We start from the raw sequence: 21,031 nt of genomic DNA on the forward strand, positions 1-21,031 counted from the left end.
AGTATGCAAAGCAAGGGGGTGCAGGGCATGGCAAAGAGAATTTTGATGGCTGTTGAGAACCTGGGAATGGGTGGCATGAAGCGAGCTGCAACTGTTGTTGGTAACGCCATGACTGAATTCGCCACGGTTGCTTTTTACCAGATGGCTGATGTGCCGTCATACTACGAGTTGAAAGGGCGCTTAATTCCAGCGCCTCATCCGGTCATGCCAGCGAATGGCCCTGACCCATTGCAGACGTATCAGCAACAAATGACAGATTTGGCTGATATTTTGATAGAAGAGAAAATTGATGTCGTGATCTTAAATGCAGGTATCTTAACGAGTTTTATTCCATACCTGAAGTCACGACTCCCTGAATTAAAAACGATTGCTTGGATGCATAATAATATCGATACCTACTTTAATCAGTATTACCGTGACATGCGGGCTGAATTTGTAGCGGGCGTCAAAGCGGCCGATGTGGTGGTTGCGTTAACTGAAACGGATTTAGAAGGGTTCCAAACCGTGACTAACCGCGCGATTAAAATTTGGAATCCACTGACGATGCCGGTGAGCGGACGAGCTGACCTAACTAAGCATACGATTGCGTTCACGGGTCGCATTGCCATTCAGCATAAAGGAATTGATATTATGCTGAACTTGGCCAAGAAACTACCGGATGACTGGCAGATTGCGATTGCGGGTGAAGGTTTGCCGGAAGACATGGCGTCGTTTGAACGCTTAATTAAAGCCAATGAAGTCGCGGATAAAATTATTTATCGCGGTGGCTTGCATGATGAAGCGTTGGCGGAGCATTATCGCCAGGCATCTATTTTCCTTGCCACATCACGTTGGGAAGGCTTGCCCTTGGTATTAGTTGAGGCGATGAGTTTTGGCTTGCCGATTCTGTCGACGGACAATACCGGCGCGGTTGAAATTTTGGAGGGTGGTATCTACGGAGAGTTGGCTGCTAAAAACGCTGATGCCCTGTGGTACCGTCTTGAACCGATGTTGCAAAGCTATGAAATGCGTTGCTTATTGGCCACGAAGTCATTAGAACGCGCCAAAGATTTTGAATTGTCAGCTATTCTGGCAAAGTGGCGAGACATTGTCGCCTAAATGAAATACCCGTTGGATGGGTTGATATTACATATCAACTACAAACAACGGGTTTTCTTGTGTATAATAGTTACTTGGAATACTTTGGCGCTATAGTTCAACAGGATAGAACAAGGACCTCCTAAGTCTTAGATCACAGTTCGAGTCTGTGTAGCGTCATTTTTTTTATGAAAGAAAGGGGAACGGTCAACATGGCTGATGAAAAATCACCCCAGTATGAAGAGTCGCCATTCCGACGTGATATAACGTTTGAAGAATTGGCTGCTCTCCTTAATGGGGCCACGATTGATGACATCTTTGAAGCACGTGATGAAGAAAAGGTAACATCAGAAGCGACAACGACACCTACGCAGTCGCACTCAGTGGCAGAAGTGGTAACGCGACCTGAAGGCGTATCAACGATTAAGGTACACCAAGTTGCAGATACATTTGTTCGTGAGGATACGCCTAAGTCGGTCGCAAGTGAAGCGATTGATGAGGCGGCAGCTGACGTGCAATTGCCAGCAAGTTCTGAATTGCCAAGTCAATTCGATGAACCAGCTAGTGAAATTGACGTTGCGCCAGTTGCTAGCCAAACTAGCGAGACGGCGACGGTATCTGAGCCAAGTGTTCTGCCAGAAGCTTTCGCAGAAGAAGACGATACATTGGCCGAGACGCCGATTATGGTGGCCGATGAACTAACGACCGTTCCAGAAATTGAAACTGATTTAGTTGATGATAGTAACGCTGAATCACGTATGTTGCGTGGATCAGCCTGGATGACAATCGGTAGTTTGGCATCACGTGTGCTAGGGGCCTTATATGTTATTCCATGGGTGGCCATGATTGGAAATGTATATTTCAATTCTGCCAACTCATTGTATGCACAAGGTTACCAAATTTATAGTGTGGCCTTGTTGATTGCGACGGCTGGGTTGCCAAACGTCTTGGCACGTTTGGTTGCGGAGTATGGCGTTTCACGTCACTATGATGCCGTTCGTCGCATCTTCCGCCAAGCCTTACAATTTGGTGGTGTGCTAGGAATCGCGGCTGGTGCGATCTTGTACTTGCTAGCCGGGGTCCTCTCGCAAGGAGATCCGAACGTGGTGCCAGTTATCCGTTCGCTATCAGCTGCATTAGTTTTGATTCCAACGCTATCAATGTTGCGTGGATACGTGCAAGGATTCGAGTTCATGGGACTGTCAGCTTTGTCTCAGTTCGTTGAACAATTGATTCGTGTGGCCTACATGTTGGGTATGACGTACTGGATTATGGTTGGTCATCACGGGACATGGGTCGATGCCACGGTTGAATCAACGTTGGCTGCCTTCTGGGGTGCGCTAGCTGGAATCATCGTCTTGGTATTTGGTATCTGGAAGCGTCGAAAGTTCTTTGCTGAAAAGATGGCGATGAATATTCCGGCGCCAGATTTCAACCCACGCGAAATCATGATTCGTATGGCACGCCAGTCATTGCCAGTTATCTTTGCTGGTTCTGCAATTGCGATTGTGCAAGTGATTGACCAATATACGTTCTTCCACATCATGAAGGCGTTCACGTCAGCTACGCACGATGCGATGCAAGCGATGTTTGCCCAATTTGCCTTTAACTCAAACAAGTTGGTCATGTTGGTTGTGTCACTTGCCGTTGGTATGGCGGAAACGGCCTTGCCAATGTTGGCACGCGCTAAAGAGATTGGGGACCGCGAGAACATTGGTGATCAAATTCAATTCGCCTTTAAGTTGCTAGCATTTGTGATGGTACCAGCCTCATTGGGGATGGCCGCTGTGGCACATCCGCTATACATTCTGTTCTACAACACGAATGATGCAACAAACGGAACGTTGATTTTGCAATTTGCCAGCTTCACAGCTATCGCCTTGGGCTTGTACATGGTTGTCTTGGCCATTTACCAAGGTTTGAATGAGTTGTCATTCACGGTGAAGGTGCTAGGCTTGATTTTGATTTTGAAGTTGGTCTTGCAGGTGCCTTTGACGATTTGGTTGCAAGGTGCTGGACCTTTGATGGCGACGGTACTAGCCTTTGCGGTTGGATTGATTATTTCAATTCGACGCCTCAGCGTGCTATACGCTATTGATTGGGCGCCATTCAATTTCTCATTGATGGTTATCTTGTTCTGGGGCTTGGTCATGTACGCTGTGGTAGCGATCTTGACGAACACGTTGACGCTATTCGTGCCTGATACAAAGATGGCACAATTGGTTGTTACGATTGTCGTTGGTCTAGTTGGTGCTGGTATCTACGGTGTCGCAATGCTTAAGACACACGTTGGTGAAAGTGTTCTTGGTCAACGCGCAGCAACTATCGCACACAAATTACATTTGAAGTAAACGAAATTAGCCGATTGCATTCAGTTGCAATCGGCTTTTTTGCACCGGTTTTTACCTGGTTTATCCACAGTTGGGTGTGTAAAAGTCTGTATGTTTGTGGATAAGTATCGATTTCTTGTGGGAAGGTTGTCTGGTTTTCAACAGGTTATACACAGGAAAAAACAAAAAAGCAGAACCTGAAAAGGTTCTGCTGTGGATGACTATTTGCGGAAAAATCCCGAACGCCAAAGGACAATCGTCGTGATAATCATCAGAATGAAAGTGATGATAAGGGTCACAATCCAGCCCATGTGGGTGTGCATAAAGGGGAGGTCGACGTTTTGACCGAAGAACCCCGACACGATGTTAGGCACCGTTAGGACGATTGATGACACCGTCAAAAGTTTCATCGTCCAGTTTAGGTTTGAATTGGCTAGGTTAACAAAGGCATCTGAAACACGGTTGGTAACCAGTTGTGACAACTCACCGGTGTCGATGGCTTGTTGCAACTCGACCGTGACGTCATCAATACGTTCTGATTGGTGATCAGTTAGTTGGATGTTGTGGCGCGCCTTGTAGCTGCGTAGCAAGTCGCGGTCAGTGTGCAAAGAATTCAATAGGTAGATCAAATCCGTCTGTAAATCCATCAATTGATCAATCGTCTTTTGCGTTTGCTTCGTCTTGCGAATTTCACTTTGAATTGGTGTGCGACGGCGATTGATTTCAAGAATTGCCGACATAAACTTTGAAGAAAGTAGCTCCGTACCATTCAAAATGACATCCAGCGGCGTGGCATGGTCAGGCAAGGGGCGACGACTAACTTCAGTGCCGCTCAAGTAGCTGTCCACGTAATCCGTTTCCTCGCGAGTGAAGGTGTAGAGACGTTGTTGGTCATTACTAAAGAGCATGCCAACAGGTTCAGTTGTGGCACGAGGTGATGTTGGTGTGACGACGTCAAAAATCATCAACGTCAAATCAGCTTCTTCGTCATACTCCATACGGGCACTTTCGTATGGGTCGACGGCATAACTTAGGAGTTCGTTGGGGATGAGCTGGTCTTTGGTCAACCATTCTCGTTCCTCAGGAGTCATATCATGTACTTGGAACCAGACGAAATCTGGGAAAGTTGTTTTTTGTGTAATCATAGTAACCTTAGTATACGGCGCAGACTTGGTGTTCACAACTTATACGCGATGAAAAATTGACGGATTTGGGATAAAAGTTTGACGCACTTTGTTTTTATCGGTATACTAGTAAAGTTATCGATAACATAAATGGAGGAAATGATCATGGCTGTTCAATCACCATACAACTCATGGGCTCGTAAGCGACCAACATCACACGATTCTGCAAAGAAGGCTCGTGTGGCTGAAGTTGTTAACATCCAACAATGGGCCAAGGGTAAGGCTGAATTGGAGTCAAAGTAATTTGACTTTATCAGTAGCTTACTGAAAAACCGCGTGAAACGTAGATATACGTTCACGCGGTTTTTATTTTGCATTTTCCGTGTGTATCTTGATGTCAAGATAACTTTGACACGATAAAGGTGTAATTCCTTTTTAAAAATTTCATTGATAGTCATTTTTTGTTTGTTATGGTTGTCCTATAAAATGAAAGGAGACCTAGATTAATGGGCAAGGAAAAAGTTAAGAAGCCTTTTTATAAGAAGGTTTGGTTCTGGGCAGTAGTAGTAGTAGTTATTTTAGTTGGTGCTATTGGGGGATCAGGTAGTGATGATTCCTCAAAGGACTCAAAGTCGTCTTCAAGTGAAGTTAGTAAGGTAGAGTCGACTAAGTCATCTTCATCTGAAGCTAAGTCATCCTCAAAGGCTTCATCAGAGAAGCAATCATACGGAATTGGACAAGATGTTGCTGTGGGTAAGTTGACTTACAAGGTCAACTCAGTAACGACTAACACAAATGTTGGTGGCGAATACGGAATTAATGCTAAGGGTGTGTTCATGATTGTTAATATTTCAATCATAAACAACGACAATAAGGCCGCAAGCATTTCTGATAGTTCATTGAAGATTAAGTCAAATGGTGCCGAGTATAAAGCGGATAGTTCAGCTGGTATTTACGCTAATGATGCTGGAAATTCAGCTTCATTTAGCGATTTGAACCCTGGAACAACGCAAACGACAAACATTGTATTTGACGTACCACAAACTGTTGTGGACGATCCAAATGCAAAGTTTGAAGCTGCGTCATTGTTTGGTTTGAAGTCAGAATTGATTAATTTGAAGTAATCTAAAAAGGATTAGTTTTTCAACGTTGAAGGGGAAAACTAATCCTTTTTATTGTGGCGGATGATTATCTCAAACAAATTAGAATATCTCGGCCACTCCGGCCGTAAGGACGGATACACACCACAAACTAACATACACAAAACAAAAGCTCCCCAAACAAAATTGTTTGGGGAGTTCCTTTTTTAATATTACAAGGCATCCAAGCCCTTTGACATGTCGGCAATCAAATCGTCGATATCTTCAATACCTACTGAGATACGAACCAACTCATCCTTGATGCCGTTAGCAATACGAATCTCGCGTGGGATAGAAGCGTGGGTCATCACTGCTGGCACTTCAATCAATGATTCAACACCACCAAGTGACTCAGCCAACAAGAAGACATCCAAGTTCTCAACAAACTTCTTAACGTCCAAACCAGGTTGTAGCTCGATTGACATCATGCCTCCGAAACCACGCATTTGCTTCTTAGCAATCTCGTGATCAGGCGTACCTGGCAAACCAGGGAAGTAAACCTTAGCAACCTTTGGGTGGTTGTTCAAGAACTCAGCCAATGCCATCGCGTTTTCGTTGTGGCGTTGCACACGCAAAGCCAATGTCTTAATTGAACGTTGGACCATGTATGAATCTTGTGGTGACAAAACAGCACCAATAGACATTTGGATGAACTTAATACGCTCAGCCAACTTAGCGTCCTTCACAACGACGAACCCTGACAATAGGTCAGCGTGACCGCCCAAGTACTTCGTTCCTGAGTGAACAACCACGTCAGCGCCCAAGTCCAATGGGTTTTGGTTGTATGGTGAAGCAAACGTGTTATCAACAACGGCGATTGCGCCACCTTCGTGGGCAATCTTTGATGCTTCAGCAATATCCGTTACGTGCATCAATGGGTTAGAAGGTGATTCCAAGTAAACCATCTTTGTTTCTGGCGTCATTGCGGCCTTCAAAGCATCGCTATCAGCCGTATCGACCGCCGTAAACTTAATGCCCAGTTCAGCCATGATGCGGTTAACCAAGCGGAAAGTTCCACCGTAAACGTCGTTGGCCATCACGATGTGGTCGCCGGCCTTCAACAAGCTCATTGTTGCGTGGATAGCAGCCATTCCTGATGAAAAGGCAAATCCATCCGTTCCGTTTTCAATGTCAGCCATAACTGACTCCAAAGCGAAGCGGGTAGGGTTCTCACCACGCGTGTACTCGTACTTAGCGCCACCACCTAGCTCCTTTTGGTGATAGGTTGATGTTTGGTAAATGGGCGTGGTAACAGCACCAGTAACTGGATCCCCTTGTGTACCACCGTGAATAACCTTCGTTTCAAACTTCATGTTTGTGTCCCCTTCTTTGCTTGAAAATGTTAACAATGAAATGAATAGACTTATTGTAAGTACATGGTGATATTTCCGCAAGAAAAAGAGGTGTAAAAATTTAATAGTTGTACATAATGCTATAATGGTGTCACTAATAATAAGAAAGAGTTAATGACAATGAGTTATAAATTCCTCGAGCCATTCAAGTTGGCGAATGGTGTTGAAATAAAGAATCGCGTTGTATTCCCACCAACGACTTTGCGTTCATCTTTTGCAACGGGTGTTGTGACTGATGATGAGGTGAACTACTACAAAATGCGGGCTGGTGGTCCTGGTTTGGTCATCGTTGAAATGGCATATGTTTCAATGGCCGGTAAGACATACGTTGGTCAAATCGGTATTGATTCCGATGAAAAGATTTCAGGGTTGAAGAAGATTGCAGACGTGATTAAGAATCGTGGCTCAGTGCCGGTTCTACAATTGTCATTTGGTGGTCGTATCGCACAAACGGCAGCAGTATTGCACGATGATGTCGTCGGCCCTTCTGATGTACCGGGTCACCAACCAGGTATGGCGACACCACGTCCGATGACCGATGAGGAAATCCGTCAAAGTATTACCGACTTCGGTGAAGCAACCCGTCGTGCAATTGCAGCTGGTTTTGCTGGTGTTGAACTACACGGTGCCAACATGTATGCGATGCAACAATTCTTCTCAGAGCACGCCAACCAACGAACTGATGAATGGGGTGGTGATTTGAACGACCGCATGCGTTATGGATTGGCGGTTTTGGATGCCGTCGTCGCAGCGCGTGATGAGTATGCGGATGACCGATTCATTATTGGTTACCGTCAATCACCTGAAGAGCCAACGACGCCTGGGATTCGCTTCACGGATTCATTGGCAATGGCCCAAGAAATTATCAAGCGTCCAATTTCATACTTCCACATCTCATTAAAGGATGCATTCCAAACGCCATTTATGAACAAGGAAGATAAGGAACCACTTTATGCCAAGTACAAGGCGATTTTGGGTGACATTCCGTTGATTGTCGCCGGTTTGTTGCGTACACCGGAACAAGTTGAAGCGCTTGTGCAAGCAGGCGTTGATGGCGCTGCGATTGCGCGTGAACTGATTGTTGACCCAAACTGGGTGCAAAAAGTCATGAATAATGATGAAAAGGGATTCGCTATGCTATCTCAACGAGTGATTTTGAGATGCTTGGTATCCCTGAGCCGCTCCGTTTCTGGTTGTTGACGCGCTTTAAGAAGGGGCTCGTTGTCTCAACTGATGAGCAATTTGATCCAGAAGTACCGTGGGCATACTACCGAGGTTAATCATGGCAGATAAATATCCAACAGCAGAATTGATTGGCGTTGTGATGACGCAAAGTAATAGTGGTGCTTACGAGCCAAAGGAAAATCCGCTAACAGCAGCCGATTTTCACAGCTGGCGTATTGGTAAGCACACGAAGGGGAAGCTAGGTAAGCCTGGCCAACTCTTTTTGACGGAAAATAATTTGACGGTCATGCTAGTTGAAACGAAGAAGCTGGCCTTTAAAGATCGTCACGACATTACGCCGATGGGGCGCTTTATGACGACTTCGGCGAGCGATGACGTGGTCGCTGCCGTTTTGGCACAATATAAATAAGAAAATTAACCCATGCATCTGCGTGGGTTTTTCTTTGCAAAAATTAGTGATACAGCCTTTTGTCATAGGATTATCTGACATTTGTATATGTCGTAAACAAATTCACATTTAATTCACAGACACTTTTTGTTTTGACATTAAAATAAAGAAGACTAGACTTATAGTCAATCGAGGGATTAAGGACACACTTTGGAGGATAATAAAACATGGCAACTGCAGATTTTGGTGTTGTTGGTTTGGCCGTAATGGGTCGTAACTTGGCCTTGAACGTGGAATCACGTGGCTACACGGTTGCGGTATACAACCGTTCAAGCGCTCGTACTGAAGATTTGGTACAAACGCACTCAGATAAGAAGTTTGTACCTGGTTACACTGTCGAGGAATTCGTGAAGTCAATTAAGGCCCCACGTCGTATTTTGTTGATGGTCAAGGCCGGTGCAGGAACTGACGCTGTTATTGAAGAATTGCTACCATTCTTGGAGAAGGGTGACATTTTGATTGACGGTGGAAACACGTTCTTTGAGGACACAATGCGCCGTTCAGAGAAGCTTGCTGAATCAGGCATCAACTTCATCGGAATGGGTGTATCAGGTGGTGAGTTGGGAGCCTTGCAAGGCCCTTCAATGATGCCTGGTGGACAACGCGAAGCTTATGATTTGGTTGAGCCAATCTTGAAGGAAATTGCTGCTAAGGCACCTGAAGATGGTAAGCCAACGGTTGCCTACATCGGACCTAATGGTGCTGGTCACTACGTTAAGATGGTGCACAACGGTATCGAGTACGGTGATATGCAATTGATCGCTGAGTCATACGACTTGTTGAAGCGCTTGTTGAAGTTGGACAAGGACGCTTTGGCAGGAACGTTTGCTGAGTGGAACAAGGGTGAGTTGGACTCATACTTGATCGAAATCACGGCTGATATTTTGACGCGTGATGACGATTTGGGTTCAGGTAAGCCAATGGTAGATATGATTTTGGATCGTGCCGGAAACAAGGGAACTGGAAAGTGGTCATCACAATCAGCTCTTGAAGTTGGTGCCCCACAATCATTGATTACGGAATCAGTTTACGCACGTTACATTTCAGCAATGAAGGAAGACCGTGTGGCTGCTTCTAAGGTTTTGGCTGGTCCAGAATTCAGCTTCGAAGGTGATGTCGACGCAACTGTTGAAGACATCCGTGAGGCTTTGTACTTTGGTAAGATCATGTCATACGCACAAGGTTTCGACCAATTGCGCATGGCTTCAGATCACTACGATTGGGACTTGCAATACGGTGAGTTGGCACAATTGTGGCGTGCTGGTGCGATTATTCGTGCCCGCTTCTTGCAACGTATTACGGATGCTTACAACAACGAAGCAGGTTTGCACAACTTGTTGTTGGATCCATACTTCAAGGATATCGCTGAGAAGTACCAAGCAGCTGCTCGTCGCGTAATCGCTTTGGCAACGGCTGCTGGTGTACCAGTGCCATCATTGTCAGCTGCGGTTGCATACTTCGATTTATACCGTTCAGAAGTTTTGCCTGCAAACTTGATCCAAGCACAACGTGACTACTTCGGTGCTCACACTTACGAGCGTACGGACAAGCCAGCTGGTGAAATGTACCACTACTCATGGTACGAAGAAGCTTAATAAGTAACTAATAGAAATGGTGAATCCGATTGGGTTCACCATTTTTTTGTGCCATTCACATTTAAATAAAAGTATGGTTGTTTCTAGGTAACAGAATAAGCCCGAAAGACGGTAAATATCAGCGCTATAATCTTGGCAAGAACAAGTGTCTGATTAATTTTTGGGGTAATAACTATGGCAAAGAAACGCTATACGATTGGATTAGATATTGGAACGAGCTCCGTTGGGTGGGCTGTGATTGATGAGCAGTTTAAGCTGGCATCTGGCAAGAAGCGTATTAATGATAATGGCGTTAGTAAGCGTTCACGAACGAACCTTTGGGGTGTTCGGCTGTTTTCAGAGGCAAATACGGCGGCAGAACGACGCATGAAACGTGGTATGCGTCGCCGAATTGCGCGACGTAAGGAACGCTTGAATTATCTCCGTGGCTTATTTGAGTCGGAAATTCTGAAGTTTGATGACAGTTTCTTTATTCGCATGGATGAGAGCTTCTTGAAGCAATCTGACAAGGGGGCGGATTCGTTTAACTACCGAGATGGGGATGGTAAGTTGCAAACGCGAACTGTTCAAAATCTGGCGGAAGTGAAATATCCATTGTTTAACGGCAAGTTAGGTGAGGGTGAAACGTATGCAGATGATGCTGCCTACTATGACGAGTATCCAACAATTTATCACTTGCGGAAGCGCTTGATTGAGAATCCTGCACAGGCGGATTTGCGTCTAGTTTATTTGGCAATGCATCATATGCTTAAGTATCGTGGGCATTTTGTTAATCAAGGCCAGCATTTTGATCTTGAAAATATTAATGTGGCACAAAATTTGGCGGATGCCTTGGATCTGTTTGACGAAAGTACCGCGTTCACATTTTATCTTTCGGGCACTGATCAACAAGCGGCAAATGCGATTTTAAAGAATAAGGATTGGTCTGCGTCAAAGAAAGCATACGAGTTGAACCAGCTCTATGTTGTTAATGAGGCGATTGTCCACCAAGAAGAGAATGTTGATACTGGTTTTGCGGGCCAATACGACTCGCTAAATACGGAGAAGCAAAAGCAACAATGGTTGGCAGAAAAGCAGAAGCAAATTAAGAGTTTTTTCACGGGTATCGTGGGGAATACGATGTCGATGAAGGATATCTTTGCAAATCCTGAGTATGACAAGAAGGTGCAGGAAGATTTTCCGGAAAAGATTAAGTACGGTAATGAAAACTTTGAAGATCAGTTAGCTGAGTTGGAAGTTTATCTGACGGATGCGGAAATTGCGGTGATTTAGGCGGGTAAGCGTGTTTATGAAGCATTGGTTTTGTCAGGGATTTTGACGAAGCCGACATTGGCTGCATCGATGGTTGAGAAATACGACAAGCATCAGAAGCAACTACGCAACTTAAAGCGCTTTGCAAGGTCAGTCTCTGATGATTTTTATAATGAATTGTTCAGAACCTATAACGACGAAAAAGGCACGGAGAAAGCCGGTGTCTACACGAAGTACATTGAAGGCGATATTGAAAAGAATCCCGTTAAGACAACATCTCGTGATGCTTTCTATGACGAGTTGCGTAAAGCATTTGAAAAACAATTTGTCGGTTTGAAGTTTCCGACTGGCGATAAGGAAATTGATTTTAGTCAGACGGTAATTTCTGATAAGCAAGCTGCGTTTATCGCGGATATGTATCATGAAATTAAGCTTGAAAACTATCTGCCAAAGCAACGACAATCTGATAATGGTGCTATTCCATATCAAGTTCATGAATATGAATTGCTTAAAGTAATCGAAAATCAAAAGACATACTATCCGTTTTTGGGCGAGCAAACACAAGTCGAATATGAAAACGAAGCCGGTGATTTCAAGACGCAAACGGAGTATAAAATCCAGGCGTTATTCAAGTTTAGGATTCCATATTATGTTGGGACGCTGGCAATGCAACCAGGGTGGCAAGTTCAAGATGGCACGCTGGTTAAAAAGGACAGCTTTGCGAAAAATGCTTGGGTAGCACGAACATCTGATGAGAAGATAACCCCTTGGAATTTCAGTAAGGTTGTTGATAAGGAACAATCAGCCGTTAATTTCATTGAGCGTATGACGAATTACGATACCTACTTGCCAAATGAGAAGGTGTTGCCAAAGAATTCATTGTTGTACCAAGAGTTTGCAATTTACAATGAGTTGATTTCAAGTGGTTACTATGAGAATGGCAAGCGCCACTATTTTTCAGCAACTGAGCGTAAGGATATTGTTGAAGACCTATTTAAGACAAATCGCAAAGTGACCGCCAAGAAGATGGTGGAGTATCTACGAAACAAACAACTAATCGATGTGAGTGTTAAGCAGCTGTTTGGTATTGATACTTACGTGTCTGCGCCTAGTTATAATGCGTCATATGGAACATATTTGGATTTGATAAAGGCTGGGTTGGCTGATAAAGAGATTAAACTACATCCTGACCGTATCGGTGCCATTGTTAAGTGGCAGACGATTTTCGAAGACAAGAAGATTCTTAAGAAGACAATTCGGGCGGCAAATGAGACACGTTGGGAAAATTGGTTAACCAAGGATCAAATCACAGCGTTGTCTAAGAAGCATTACACGGGTTGGGGTCGTCTATCACGCAAGATGTTGGAGGGTATTAAAACATCTGAAGGTATGACTGTTATTGATAGTTTGAAAGATGGCGAATACAAAAACTTCATGCGCTTGTTGGAAGATTCTGCTGTTGCCCAGCAAATTGCTGAGGCACAGACGGGTAATTTGAAGCCAGATACGTTGTCATACGAAATGGTCGAACAATTGGGTGGATCACCAGCTATCAAAAAGGGTATCTGGCAAAGTTTGCGAGTTATCAAGGAACTTGAACATTTCTTGGGACGCGATGCAATTGGCAAAATCGTGATTGAAATGAGTCGTGATGACCAGACAAGTCGTCGTACCAAGACGCGCAAACGACAAATAGAAGAGTTTTATGCCAAGTTCCGCGAAACAACAGGCGATGAAATCGAACATGAGTTGCATATGGCATTAGAAAATGCGTCCGAAAAATCATTGGATGATGAGAAGGTGTTCTTGTACTTCTTGCAGAACGGTAAGTCGATGTACAGTGATAAATCGTTGGATTTGTCACGATTGTCGGAGTATCAGGTTGACCACATTGTGCCGCAAACGTATGTTAAGGACGATTCGATTGATAACAAGGTACTTGTTACGGTGCGTGATAATCAAAATAAGGGTGGCGATACGCCGAGTCAGCGTGTCATCAATCATATGATTGGGTACTGGGAGCAGCTTGCCAAAAATGGTCAGGTTTCAATGCGCAAGATGGCTAATCTGCGAAAAGGCGAAATTGGGGATAAGCAACGCGTTGGATTTGTTAATCGCCAGCTGGTTGAAAATCGTCAAATCACAAAGAATGTGGCCAATTTGCTGACGAACTATTTCGAAGGGACGGATACACTGATTCTCACACCAAAGGCAGGGCTAACAACGCAACTTCGGAGCGGAAAGGTTTACTTGATTAATCCGGAGTATGATTTTGCGATTGCCGAGGAGCTCGGACGTGATTACAAGGTTCAGAAGTTTATCGAGAAGCAAATCCATGCGCCGTTTGTAAAGAACCGTGAGTTAAATGACTATCATCACGCACACGATGCGTACTTGAATGCGTTTGTTGGACAGTATCTATATATGATGTATTCTGATTTGAAAAAATCGCTGGTATACGGACAGTACACAAGCAAAAAAGAGGAGGGTGTTGCGAAGTGGGCAACTCAACGAAGGGAAAAGTCTTTGCAGTTACTTTCAGACATGGTGAATGATGAATGGCAACTAGAGGATAAAGAGACGGGCGAATTTACGGTATTGAAGCGTGATGAGACGTTTGATTTGATGGCTAAGACTTTGACGTATCGGAATATTAATATCGTGAAGAAGACAGAGCTTCTGACGGGTGAGTTTGGGGATGAAACTGTTTATAAAGCTACAGAATCCGCGCAAAAATACAGAAATATGAAGGAAGATTATCCTGCTGAGAAGTATGGTGGCAGAAAGTCACCGAATTCTGCTGCCACTGTTGTTGTGAAAGATAACAAAGGAAAAGTTTTGCCAATCAGCGTGACTGTTATGGAATACGATTCATATATTTCTGCGGATGATAAGTTGGCGTGGTTAAAGAGTAAGAATCCTTCAATTGAGTCGGTTTTGATTGAGAGCTTACCTAAGTACGCTAAATATGTGCTTCCAGGTGGTGGCGTTAGATTGTTAGCTAGCTATCAGGAGGCACAAAGTGGGTTAGAAATGCCGATGATAGACCTAGAGAAAACTAGTGATATCGAAAATAGATTAGTTATATATGATCAATTGAGTGAGTTTATAATTAACAATAAACTCGTTGCTGATAAAAGAATCCCTTTGCTAAAAGGGAAAATGCGGGACGCGTTTGCTGAGTTACACAATGCTGATGATTGGATGAAAGTGATTGATGAGTTGGGTAGAGTTACGAGGGGATCAAACCGAAACTTGAAAATGCTAAACCAAATTGGACTGGGAGCACTTGATCAACGTTTGCAGTCTCGAAACACCATCGTTAACGGTACGACTGTGATTTACGAATCGGTAACTGGTCTTTCTCAGACTCGGCGAAATATTGAGTGATTAAATTGTTACAGATAAATGAAATAGGGCGTGCGAATTTTAAAGTTCGCACGCCCTATTGATTTAGGCAAAATAAAAAGGCGATGTCGCCTTAACCGAAGTTTGAATACGCATATAGCTTATTTTAACTCGCCGTGTTGAATAGAATGCTTCTCAACACAATTATTATAGCATGCGCTAAATGATAATTATTCAAATAAAGCTTGAACATATTCTCTCTGTATCATTCTGATTATGGAGGTGGTATTGATGGGTTTTAGGACCATTGCGATTAATTCGCACAGTAAATTGAGTTATAAAAATAATCATCTGGTGTACAAGTCGGTTGATCAGACAGAGATGATTCACATATCGGAAATCGACGTGCTGATTTGTGAAACGACGGATATCGTTATTACAACAATGCTAATTAATCAGCTTGTTGAAGCGGGTGTATTGGTCATTTTCTGTGATGCGAAGCGATTGCCGAATTCAGTTGTAACACCATACTATGGCCGTCATGATACGAGTTTGCAAATTCAAAAGCAGATTGAATGGAAGCAAGACGTTAAAGAGCGGATCTGGGTAGATGTTATTTCTCAAAAGATAACTAATCAAGCGGCGGTGCTTAAAAAGTTTGGCTTCGAAGACAAAGCGAATGACATGCTGACAACGGTTAATCAGCTAGTAGAAAATGATCCTGCCAATATTGAGGGGCATGCAGCGCGTACTTGTTTTAATACGTTGTTTGGTAATGATTTTGTGCGGGATTCACCAAATGAAATTAACAAAGGATTGGATTATGGCTATACGTTGATCCTCAGTATGTTTGCACGAGAAATTGTGAAATGTGGCTGCATAACGCAACTTGGTATTAAACATACGAATCAATTTAATCAGTTCAACCTGGCGAGTGATTTAATGGAACCCTTTAGGTCATTAGTTGATGAAATTGTTTTTGAGAATAAGTCGGAAGCCTTTCCGTTCGTTAAACGACAGCTGTTTGGTTTATTTAGTGAAACGTACAGGTATAACGGCAGTGACATGTACCTAACGAATATCATTGCAGACTACGTGAAGAAAGTTATTGATTGTTTGCATGAGGAAAGGGAAGAAGTCCCTGTATTTCAGGTGACGGAATGAGTTATCGATTTATGAGAATGATTCTGATGTTTGATTTACCGATGTTGACGCCCGATGATCGGCGCACATACCGACAGTTTCGAAAGTTTTTGCTGAGCGAAGGTTTCTTGATGCACCAATTCAGTGTCTACAGCAAATTGCTATTGAATGATACCGCTAACAAGGCGTTGATTAAGCGTTTGGAGAAGCATAATCCAAACTGCGGTAGCGTAACGTTGCTAACAGTCACTGAGAAGCAATTTGCCCGAATGACATATTTACACGGTGAGAAATCAACTAGTGTCGCGAACTCGGATGCAAGAGTTGTATTTCTGGGGGATGGGGATGCATAGTTTTAATTTTGATTTTTTGGATGAAACAATTAAATTAGAAGGTCTTGTCAGTTTTACGATTGAAGATCGTGATGTGTTTACAAAAGTAATTCAGGCGCTATATCAATATGCGGGCGAGGAGCATGACTATTTAAAGATTTATGATCATAATTTTAAGTCACTCAAGACCAGTGAATTGATGATTGTAAATGATATTTTGGGATTTGATATTAATTCGCCAGCGACGCTTCGATTGATATATCAAGATATCGAAAATCAAATTAGTCAGGATCCGGCAGTGAAGTCAGAGATAGAGCGTTTGTTGAACGCGACAACGTTAGTTATTCAAAATGAGCTACTGGAATTTGATATTGATTTGGTGAGTGATGAAATAGAAATCGCCGAAGCATTGAAGATTTTAGGCGTCAAAATTGAGGTTGAAGCAGACACGATTTTTGAACGATTGTTCGAAATTATACAGGTATTTAAATACCTCAAATCTAAGAAATTAATGGTGCTGGTGAATACGGGAGTGTACTTATCGGCCGAAGAAATGTCGGCATTAGAAGAGTACGTTTCTTTGCAGCAGATGGATTTATTGATGCTTGATGCCACTAGGGTAGTTGGTCTAAATAGCAGGTGGATCTTGGACTCGGATTATGTTTTGATGTATGAAAACATGGTATAATTAACGTATAAATATTGAATCTGTTTAGTTCTTTGACAACTGAATAAAACGTAGCATTCGTTCTGAAAACTCGCCAAGTTTAACGGATAATAGTGATTTTCACCGCTTAAAATGAAATGAATATCCTTTGAATGAAAATACATTCCGAGGTTTTAGTGCCGTGTTGAATAGAATGCTACTCAAACCACGAAAGGCATAGCTCTTAATAAGAGTATGTTTTAGTGCCGTGTTGAATAGAATGCTACTCAAACCCACTGTAATATTCTCGTTTTCAAATTCTCGTTTTAGTGCCGTGTTGAATAGAATGCTACTCAAACAGCGTCTAGCATCAGATAGCACGGTCCGCTGTTTTAGTGCCGTGTTGAATAGAATGCTACTCAAACGGCGTTGGAATCACGTGTGACTTCGCTTGAGTTTTAGTGCCGTGTTGAATAGAATGCTACTCAAACACATCAGCGATGATGATTTGCCGTTCTAGGGTTTTAGTGCCGTGTTGAATAGAATGCCACTCAAATTGAGGTAGCTCAAACGACGATCAGTTGGGGGAGACAATGTTAGTACAACCTAAAGGATACGAATTTTGGAAGAAAAACTCAGTCACCGGGAAGAATGAAATCGATTCTGATGCGCCTGATTGGGCCAAGAAAGAATTTGAGCAATATATGAATGCTTTTAAAGAATCTACTGAAGGAATTAAGATGCCAGACGGGCGAATTAAGTTCGTTGATTACTAAATATCAATCGGGTAACATTTTGTATTTACTTCTACGTAAATCGCATCCAAACCAAAATCAAGAACTAAACAGATTCATCAATAAACAAGATTCAAATTAAACTCTTCATTGTCAGAATTCTTAGAATATGATAAGATTTTAATCGTTATGAAAAACGTACACTTTTTGGAAGGAGAAATGATTATGTTCAGTTTTGTTAACAACAATAATAATAATGATCGTTTCAACTCAACACAAAAAGTGATTGGGCGTTTTCGTGTAACGCTTGAACTGTGAGAACGATTAGCAGTCACCCAATCACTAGGATTGGGTGGCTGTTTTTTTATGCAAGAACGGAATATTCTAGGAGTAGGTCATGGAAAACAAAGTTGAATTAAAACGATCAATGGGAATTTGGTCAGGGTTATCACTCGTTATTGGAACGGTTATCGGTTCTGGAATCTTCTTTAAGCAAGCTGGAGTTTTGCAAACGGCAGGGTCATCAACGCTTGGACTATTGGCATGGGTTGCCGGTGGTGTTATCACGTTGGCCGCAGGTTTGACGATTGCTGAAATTGGGGCACGCTTGCCAAAGACTGGTGGGTTGTACAGCTACATTGAAGAGTTGTACGGTCCAGCTGCTGGATTCTTGACGGGATGGATGCAAGTTGTCATCTATGCGCCAGCCGTTATTGCCTCAATTGCTGGTTACGCGGCTTTCTTGACGGCTAACTTCTTGGGCTTGCCAACGTCAGCTGCAACTTGGATTTCAGTTGTCTTCCTATTGTTCATCGCTGGATTGAACATGTTGGAAAACCGTGTGGCAGCTAGCTTCCAAGTGATTACAACATCAATTAAGTTGATTCCAATCGCTGTGTTGATTATTTACGGTTTGTTCTTCGGTAAGGTTGATGCGTTGGGACAAACGGTTCACCAAGTCTCTCAATCAGGTGGTGGCTTCGGAATGGCTATCTTGGCAACGTTGTTTGCTTATGATGGTTGGATTTTGTTGTCAAACATCGCCGGTGAGTTGAAGAACCCCCGTCGTGACGTGCCACGTTCAATCGTGGGTGGTTTGATTTTAATCGTCATTGCCTATGTTGGTGTAACATTTGGTGTTTACCACGCTTTGCCTGCTGAAAAGGTTGTGGCATTGCAAAACAACGCCACATTCGCGGTTGCTAAGGCTGCGTTCGGTGACTTCGGTGGACGTGCCTTGAGTTTGGCAATCATCATTTCAATGTTGGGAACGTTGAACGGTAAGATGTTGTCATTCCCACGTATGGCGTACGCAATGTCATTGGACGGCTTGTTTCCTAAGTACTTGTCAAAGTTGACGCGCAAGACGCAAGAGCCAACGAACGCCATTGCGACGGTAACGATTATGACGTTGGTATTGGCAATCTTCTACACGTCAGGTGTTGATCGTTTGTCAGACATTGCCATCTTCACAATCTGGATTTTCTACACGGCTGCGTTCTTTGGTGTCTTCATGTTGCGTCGCCAAGTTAAGCAAGGTAAGTTGGAAGAGATGGACACGTTGTTCAAGACACCATTGTTCCCAATTACACCATTGGTTGCGATTTTCGGGGCGTTGTTCGTTATCGGTTCAACGGTTATCAACGACTTTACAGGTGCTGCCATTTCAATCGTATTGGTTTTGATTGGATTGCCAGTATTCTACTACTACAACAAGAAGCGTTCTTAATGAATTTTGCAAAGCTATCAGGCAGTTGCCTGGTAGCTTTTTTACTTTACAGGGTTAACAGATATCGTTAAAATCAAAGTATTAAAAACAAATGAGAAAAGAGGGCCGTCATGGAATGGGCTGACCGAACAAAGCCTTATGAGGCCGATTTGATTCAAGACCTGAATCAGATTGTTAAAATACCATCGATTTTAGATCCAAATACGCAAACCGAGTTAACACCATTCGGAAACGATATGGTGCGTGCGTTAGCGAAGATGGAAGAATTGGCTGCGCGTGACGGTTTCCGTTACGGTCGTGTCGATAACATGGTGACCTGGATTGAATATGGTCCAGCCGACGCTGATGAGACCGTGGCAATTCTAACGCACATTGATATTGTGCCGGCTGGCGACGGGTGGTTACGTGACCCATTTAAGCCAGAAATTTTGGATGGGTTATACTTTGGTCGCGGGGCCGCGGACATGAAGGCTGACTTGATGAGTGCGTATTACGCCATGAAGTATTTGGCTGACCACGAGATTAAATTAACCCGCAAGATTCGGTTGATTATTGGGACTGATGAAGAGAACGGTTGGCGTGATTTGCCACGTTATTTCGAACAGGAAGGCGAGCCAACGATGGGCTTCTCACCAGACGGGGCATTCCCGGTTGTGAATGGTGAGAAGGCTTTCCAAACGGTGCAACTCCGCTTCCCAAGTGTGTCGACTGGTGATTATATTTTGCGTCGTTTCATTGCTGGAACGCGTCCGAATGTTGTGCCGGGTGATGCACGTGCGCGTGTGGTTGTTCCTGATCCAGACGGCATGGTGCATGATTTTGAACAGTATCTAGCGCAATACCCATTCTTAAGTGGTAAGACTGAAATCAAGGGACAAGAATTACGTCTCTTGTTGAACGGGGTTCAGGCCCACGGTGCCTATCCACAAGATGGTGAGAATGCCGGCACATATTTGGCCCATTTCCTAAATCGCTATGCGTTTACGGATGATGCTAAGACTTTCTTGCAGTTTGTTGGTGAAACGGTCCATGACGATATTGGGGCAGATAATCTAGGCCTTCGCTATCATGATGAAACGATGGGCGACCTAACGTTGAACGTGGGTGTCATGCGTTTTAGTTTGAATGGACAGGGAACGATTTTGCTGAACTTCCGTTATCCACAAGGGGTCAACGTGCAAGCAGTGATGACACAAGTCCAACGACACCTCGGTGACTTCAAGGCGACGGTCGAAGTGTGGCCTGGTGGGATGGAGCCGCATTTGGTGCCGGAAACGGATGAACTGGTTGGTATCCTATCAATGGTTTATGCGAAGCAGACAGGGATGTTTATGAATCCGCGTACCTCAAATGGTGGGTCGTATGCCCGCTTGTTGAAGCGTGGTGTGGCCTTTGGGGGGCAGTTCCCGGACGTGCCGGTCACAAGTCACCAAGCAAATGAATCAACACCAGTCGCTAACTTAACACGCTCAATGGCAATTTTTGCGGAAGCGTTGTTGAAGTTGGCGCAATAGCTAGAAATTAGACAGACTCTAGGCAAAAAGCCTGGGGTCTTTTTTCGGTTATAACTGGTAAAATTAGAAGATATAACACGTTAC

General features: G+C 43.6%; 15 protein-coding genes, 1 tRNA gene, 1 pseudogene and 1 CRISPR repeat array. Of the genes and pseudogenes, 15 read left to right on the forward strand and 2 right to left on the reverse strand.

The features are described from left to right. Positions 1 to 27 precede the first annotated feature (27 nt). From OIT45_RS06535 to OIT45_RS06545, 3 genes are all read left to right on the forward strand, one after another. Positions 28 to 1,098 carry a glycosyltransferase gene (locus OIT45_RS06535; RefSeq protein WP_199403891.1) on the forward strand — a complete coding sequence of 357 codons (1,071 nt, stop codon included), beginning with the start codon at positions 28 to 30 and terminating at the stop codon, positions 1,096 to 1,098. An 86-nt stretch (positions 1,099 to 1,184) separates the two neighbouring features. Next, a tRNA-Arg gene (locus OIT45_RS06540) sits at positions 1,185 to 1,257 on the forward strand. A 32-nt stretch (positions 1,258 to 1,289) separates the two neighbouring features. Further along, on the forward strand, positions 1,290 to 3,428 hold the full coding sequence (locus OIT45_RS06545) for a polysaccharide biosynthesis protein (RefSeq protein WP_199403890.1): 2,139 nt from the start codon (positions 1,290 to 1,292) through the stop codon (positions 3,426 to 3,428). Positions 3,429 to 3,628: 200 nt separating this feature from the next. On the opposite strand, the gene OIT45_RS06550 is transcribed toward OIT45_RS06545, so the two are convergent. After that, positions 3,629 to 4,552, reverse strand: coding sequence for a magnesium transporter CorA family protein (locus OIT45_RS06550; protein WP_199403889.1), 924 nt, complete (start codon positions 4,550 to 4,552; stop codon positions 3,629 to 3,631). A 144-nt stretch (positions 4,553 to 4,696) separates the two neighbouring features. On the opposite strand from OIT45_RS06550, the gene OIT45_RS06555 reads away from it, so the two are divergent. Both OIT45_RS06555 and OIT45_RS06560 read left to right on the forward strand, forming a co-directional pair. Continuing rightward, entirely contained in the window at positions 4,697 to 4,834 is a 138-nt protein-coding gene (locus OIT45_RS06555; protein WP_003608805.1) for a hypothetical protein, read from the forward strand. A 203-nt stretch (positions 4,835 to 5,037) separates the two neighbouring features. After that, positions 5,038 to 5,655: a DUF4352 domain-containing protein gene (locus OIT45_RS06560; RefSeq protein ID WP_199403888.1), complete on the forward strand. Its 618-nt coding sequence runs from the start codon at positions 5,038 to 5,040 to the stop codon at positions 5,653 to 5,655. A gap of 188 nt (positions 5,656 to 5,843) precedes the next feature. Here the strand turns inward: OIT45_RS06560 and OIT45_RS06565 are convergent, their stop codons facing one another. Next, positions 5,844 to 6,983, reverse strand: a complete 1,140-nt coding sequence (locus OIT45_RS06565) for a trans-sulfuration enzyme family protein (RefSeq protein WP_056972334.1) — start codon at positions 6,981 to 6,983, stop codon at positions 5,844 to 5,846. A gap of 159 nt (positions 6,984 to 7,142) precedes the next feature. Between OIT45_RS06565 and OIT45_RS06570 the strand changes: the two genes are divergently transcribed. The 10 genes and pseudogenes from OIT45_RS06570 (at position 7,143) to pepV (ending at position 20,947) form a co-directional block, all read left to right on the forward strand. Then, positions 7,143 to 8,222, forward strand: coding sequence for an NADH-dependent flavin oxidoreductase (locus OIT45_RS06570; RefSeq protein ID WP_264339939.1), 1,080 nt, complete (start codon positions 7,143 to 7,145; stop codon positions 8,220 to 8,222). An 82-nt stretch (positions 8,223 to 8,304) separates the two neighbouring features. Beyond that, complete coding sequence (locus OIT45_RS06575) at positions 8,305 to 8,616, forward strand: hypothetical protein (protein ID WP_199403886.1); 312 nt, start codon at positions 8,305 to 8,307, stop codon at positions 8,614 to 8,616. Between the two features lie 206 nt (positions 8,617 to 8,822). Then, on the forward strand, positions 8,823 to 10,250 hold the full coding sequence (gndA, locus tag OIT45_RS06580; protein ID WP_264339940.1) for an NADP-dependent phosphogluconate dehydrogenase: 1,428 nt from the start codon (positions 8,823 to 8,825) through the stop codon (positions 10,248 to 10,250). 174 nt (positions 10,251 to 10,424) lie between these two features. Next, positions 10,425 to 14,891 (forward strand): annotated as a pseudogene (gene cas9 / locus OIT45_RS06590) (type II CRISPR RNA-guided endonuclease Cas9). A gap of 249 nt (positions 14,892 to 15,140) precedes the next feature. After that, positions 15,141 to 16,013, forward strand: a complete 873-nt coding sequence (gene cas1 / locus OIT45_RS06595) for a type II CRISPR-associated endonuclease Cas1 (protein ID WP_199403883.1) — start codon at positions 15,141 to 15,143, stop codon at positions 16,011 to 16,013. Beyond that, on the forward strand, positions 16,010 to 16,345 hold the full coding sequence (gene cas2 / locus OIT45_RS06600) for a CRISPR-associated endonuclease Cas2 (protein WP_199403882.1): 336 nt from the start codon (positions 16,010 to 16,012) through the stop codon (positions 16,343 to 16,345). Before cas1 ends, cas2 begins: the two co-directional genes overlap by 4 nt. Beyond that, entirely contained in the window at positions 16,338 to 17,012 is a 675-nt protein-coding gene (gene csn2, locus OIT45_RS06605) for a type II-A CRISPR-associated protein Csn2 (RefSeq protein WP_199403881.1), read from the forward strand. The genes cas2 and csn2 overlap by 8 nt, the downstream gene beginning before the upstream one ends. A 149-nt stretch (positions 17,013 to 17,161) precedes the next feature. Continuing rightward, positions 17,162 to 17,527: a CRISPR direct-repeat array (repeat unit 36 nt; unit sequence GTTTTAGTGCCGTGTTGAATAGAATGCTACTCAAAC). A gap of 36 nt (positions 17,528 to 17,563) precedes the next feature. Then, positions 17,564 to 17,746 (forward strand): hypothetical protein, encoded by a 183-nt coding sequence (locus OIT45_RS06610; protein WP_199403880.1) that lies wholly within the window; start codon positions 17,564 to 17,566, stop codon positions 17,744 to 17,746. Positions 17,747 to 18,101: 355 nt separating this feature from the next. Next, the gene (locus OIT45_RS06615) at positions 18,102 to 19,433 is read left to right on the forward strand and encodes an APC family permease (RefSeq protein WP_003608794.1); all 1,332 of its coding nucleotides are present in this window, start codon (positions 18,102 to 18,104) and stop codon (positions 19,431 to 19,433) included. A gap of 110 nt (positions 19,434 to 19,543) precedes the next feature. After that, positions 19,544 to 20,947 (forward strand): dipeptidase PepV, encoded by a 1,404-nt coding sequence (pepV, locus tag OIT45_RS06620; RefSeq protein WP_199403879.1) that lies wholly within the window; start codon positions 19,544 to 19,546, stop codon positions 20,945 to 20,947. Positions 20,948 to 21,031: the final 84 nt, after the last annotated feature.

The sequence above is a fragment of the Weissella sp. LMG 11983 genome, assembly GCF_025908495.1.
GTDB lineage: Bacteria > Bacillota > Bacilli > Lactobacillales > Lactobacillaceae > Weissella > Weissella fermenti.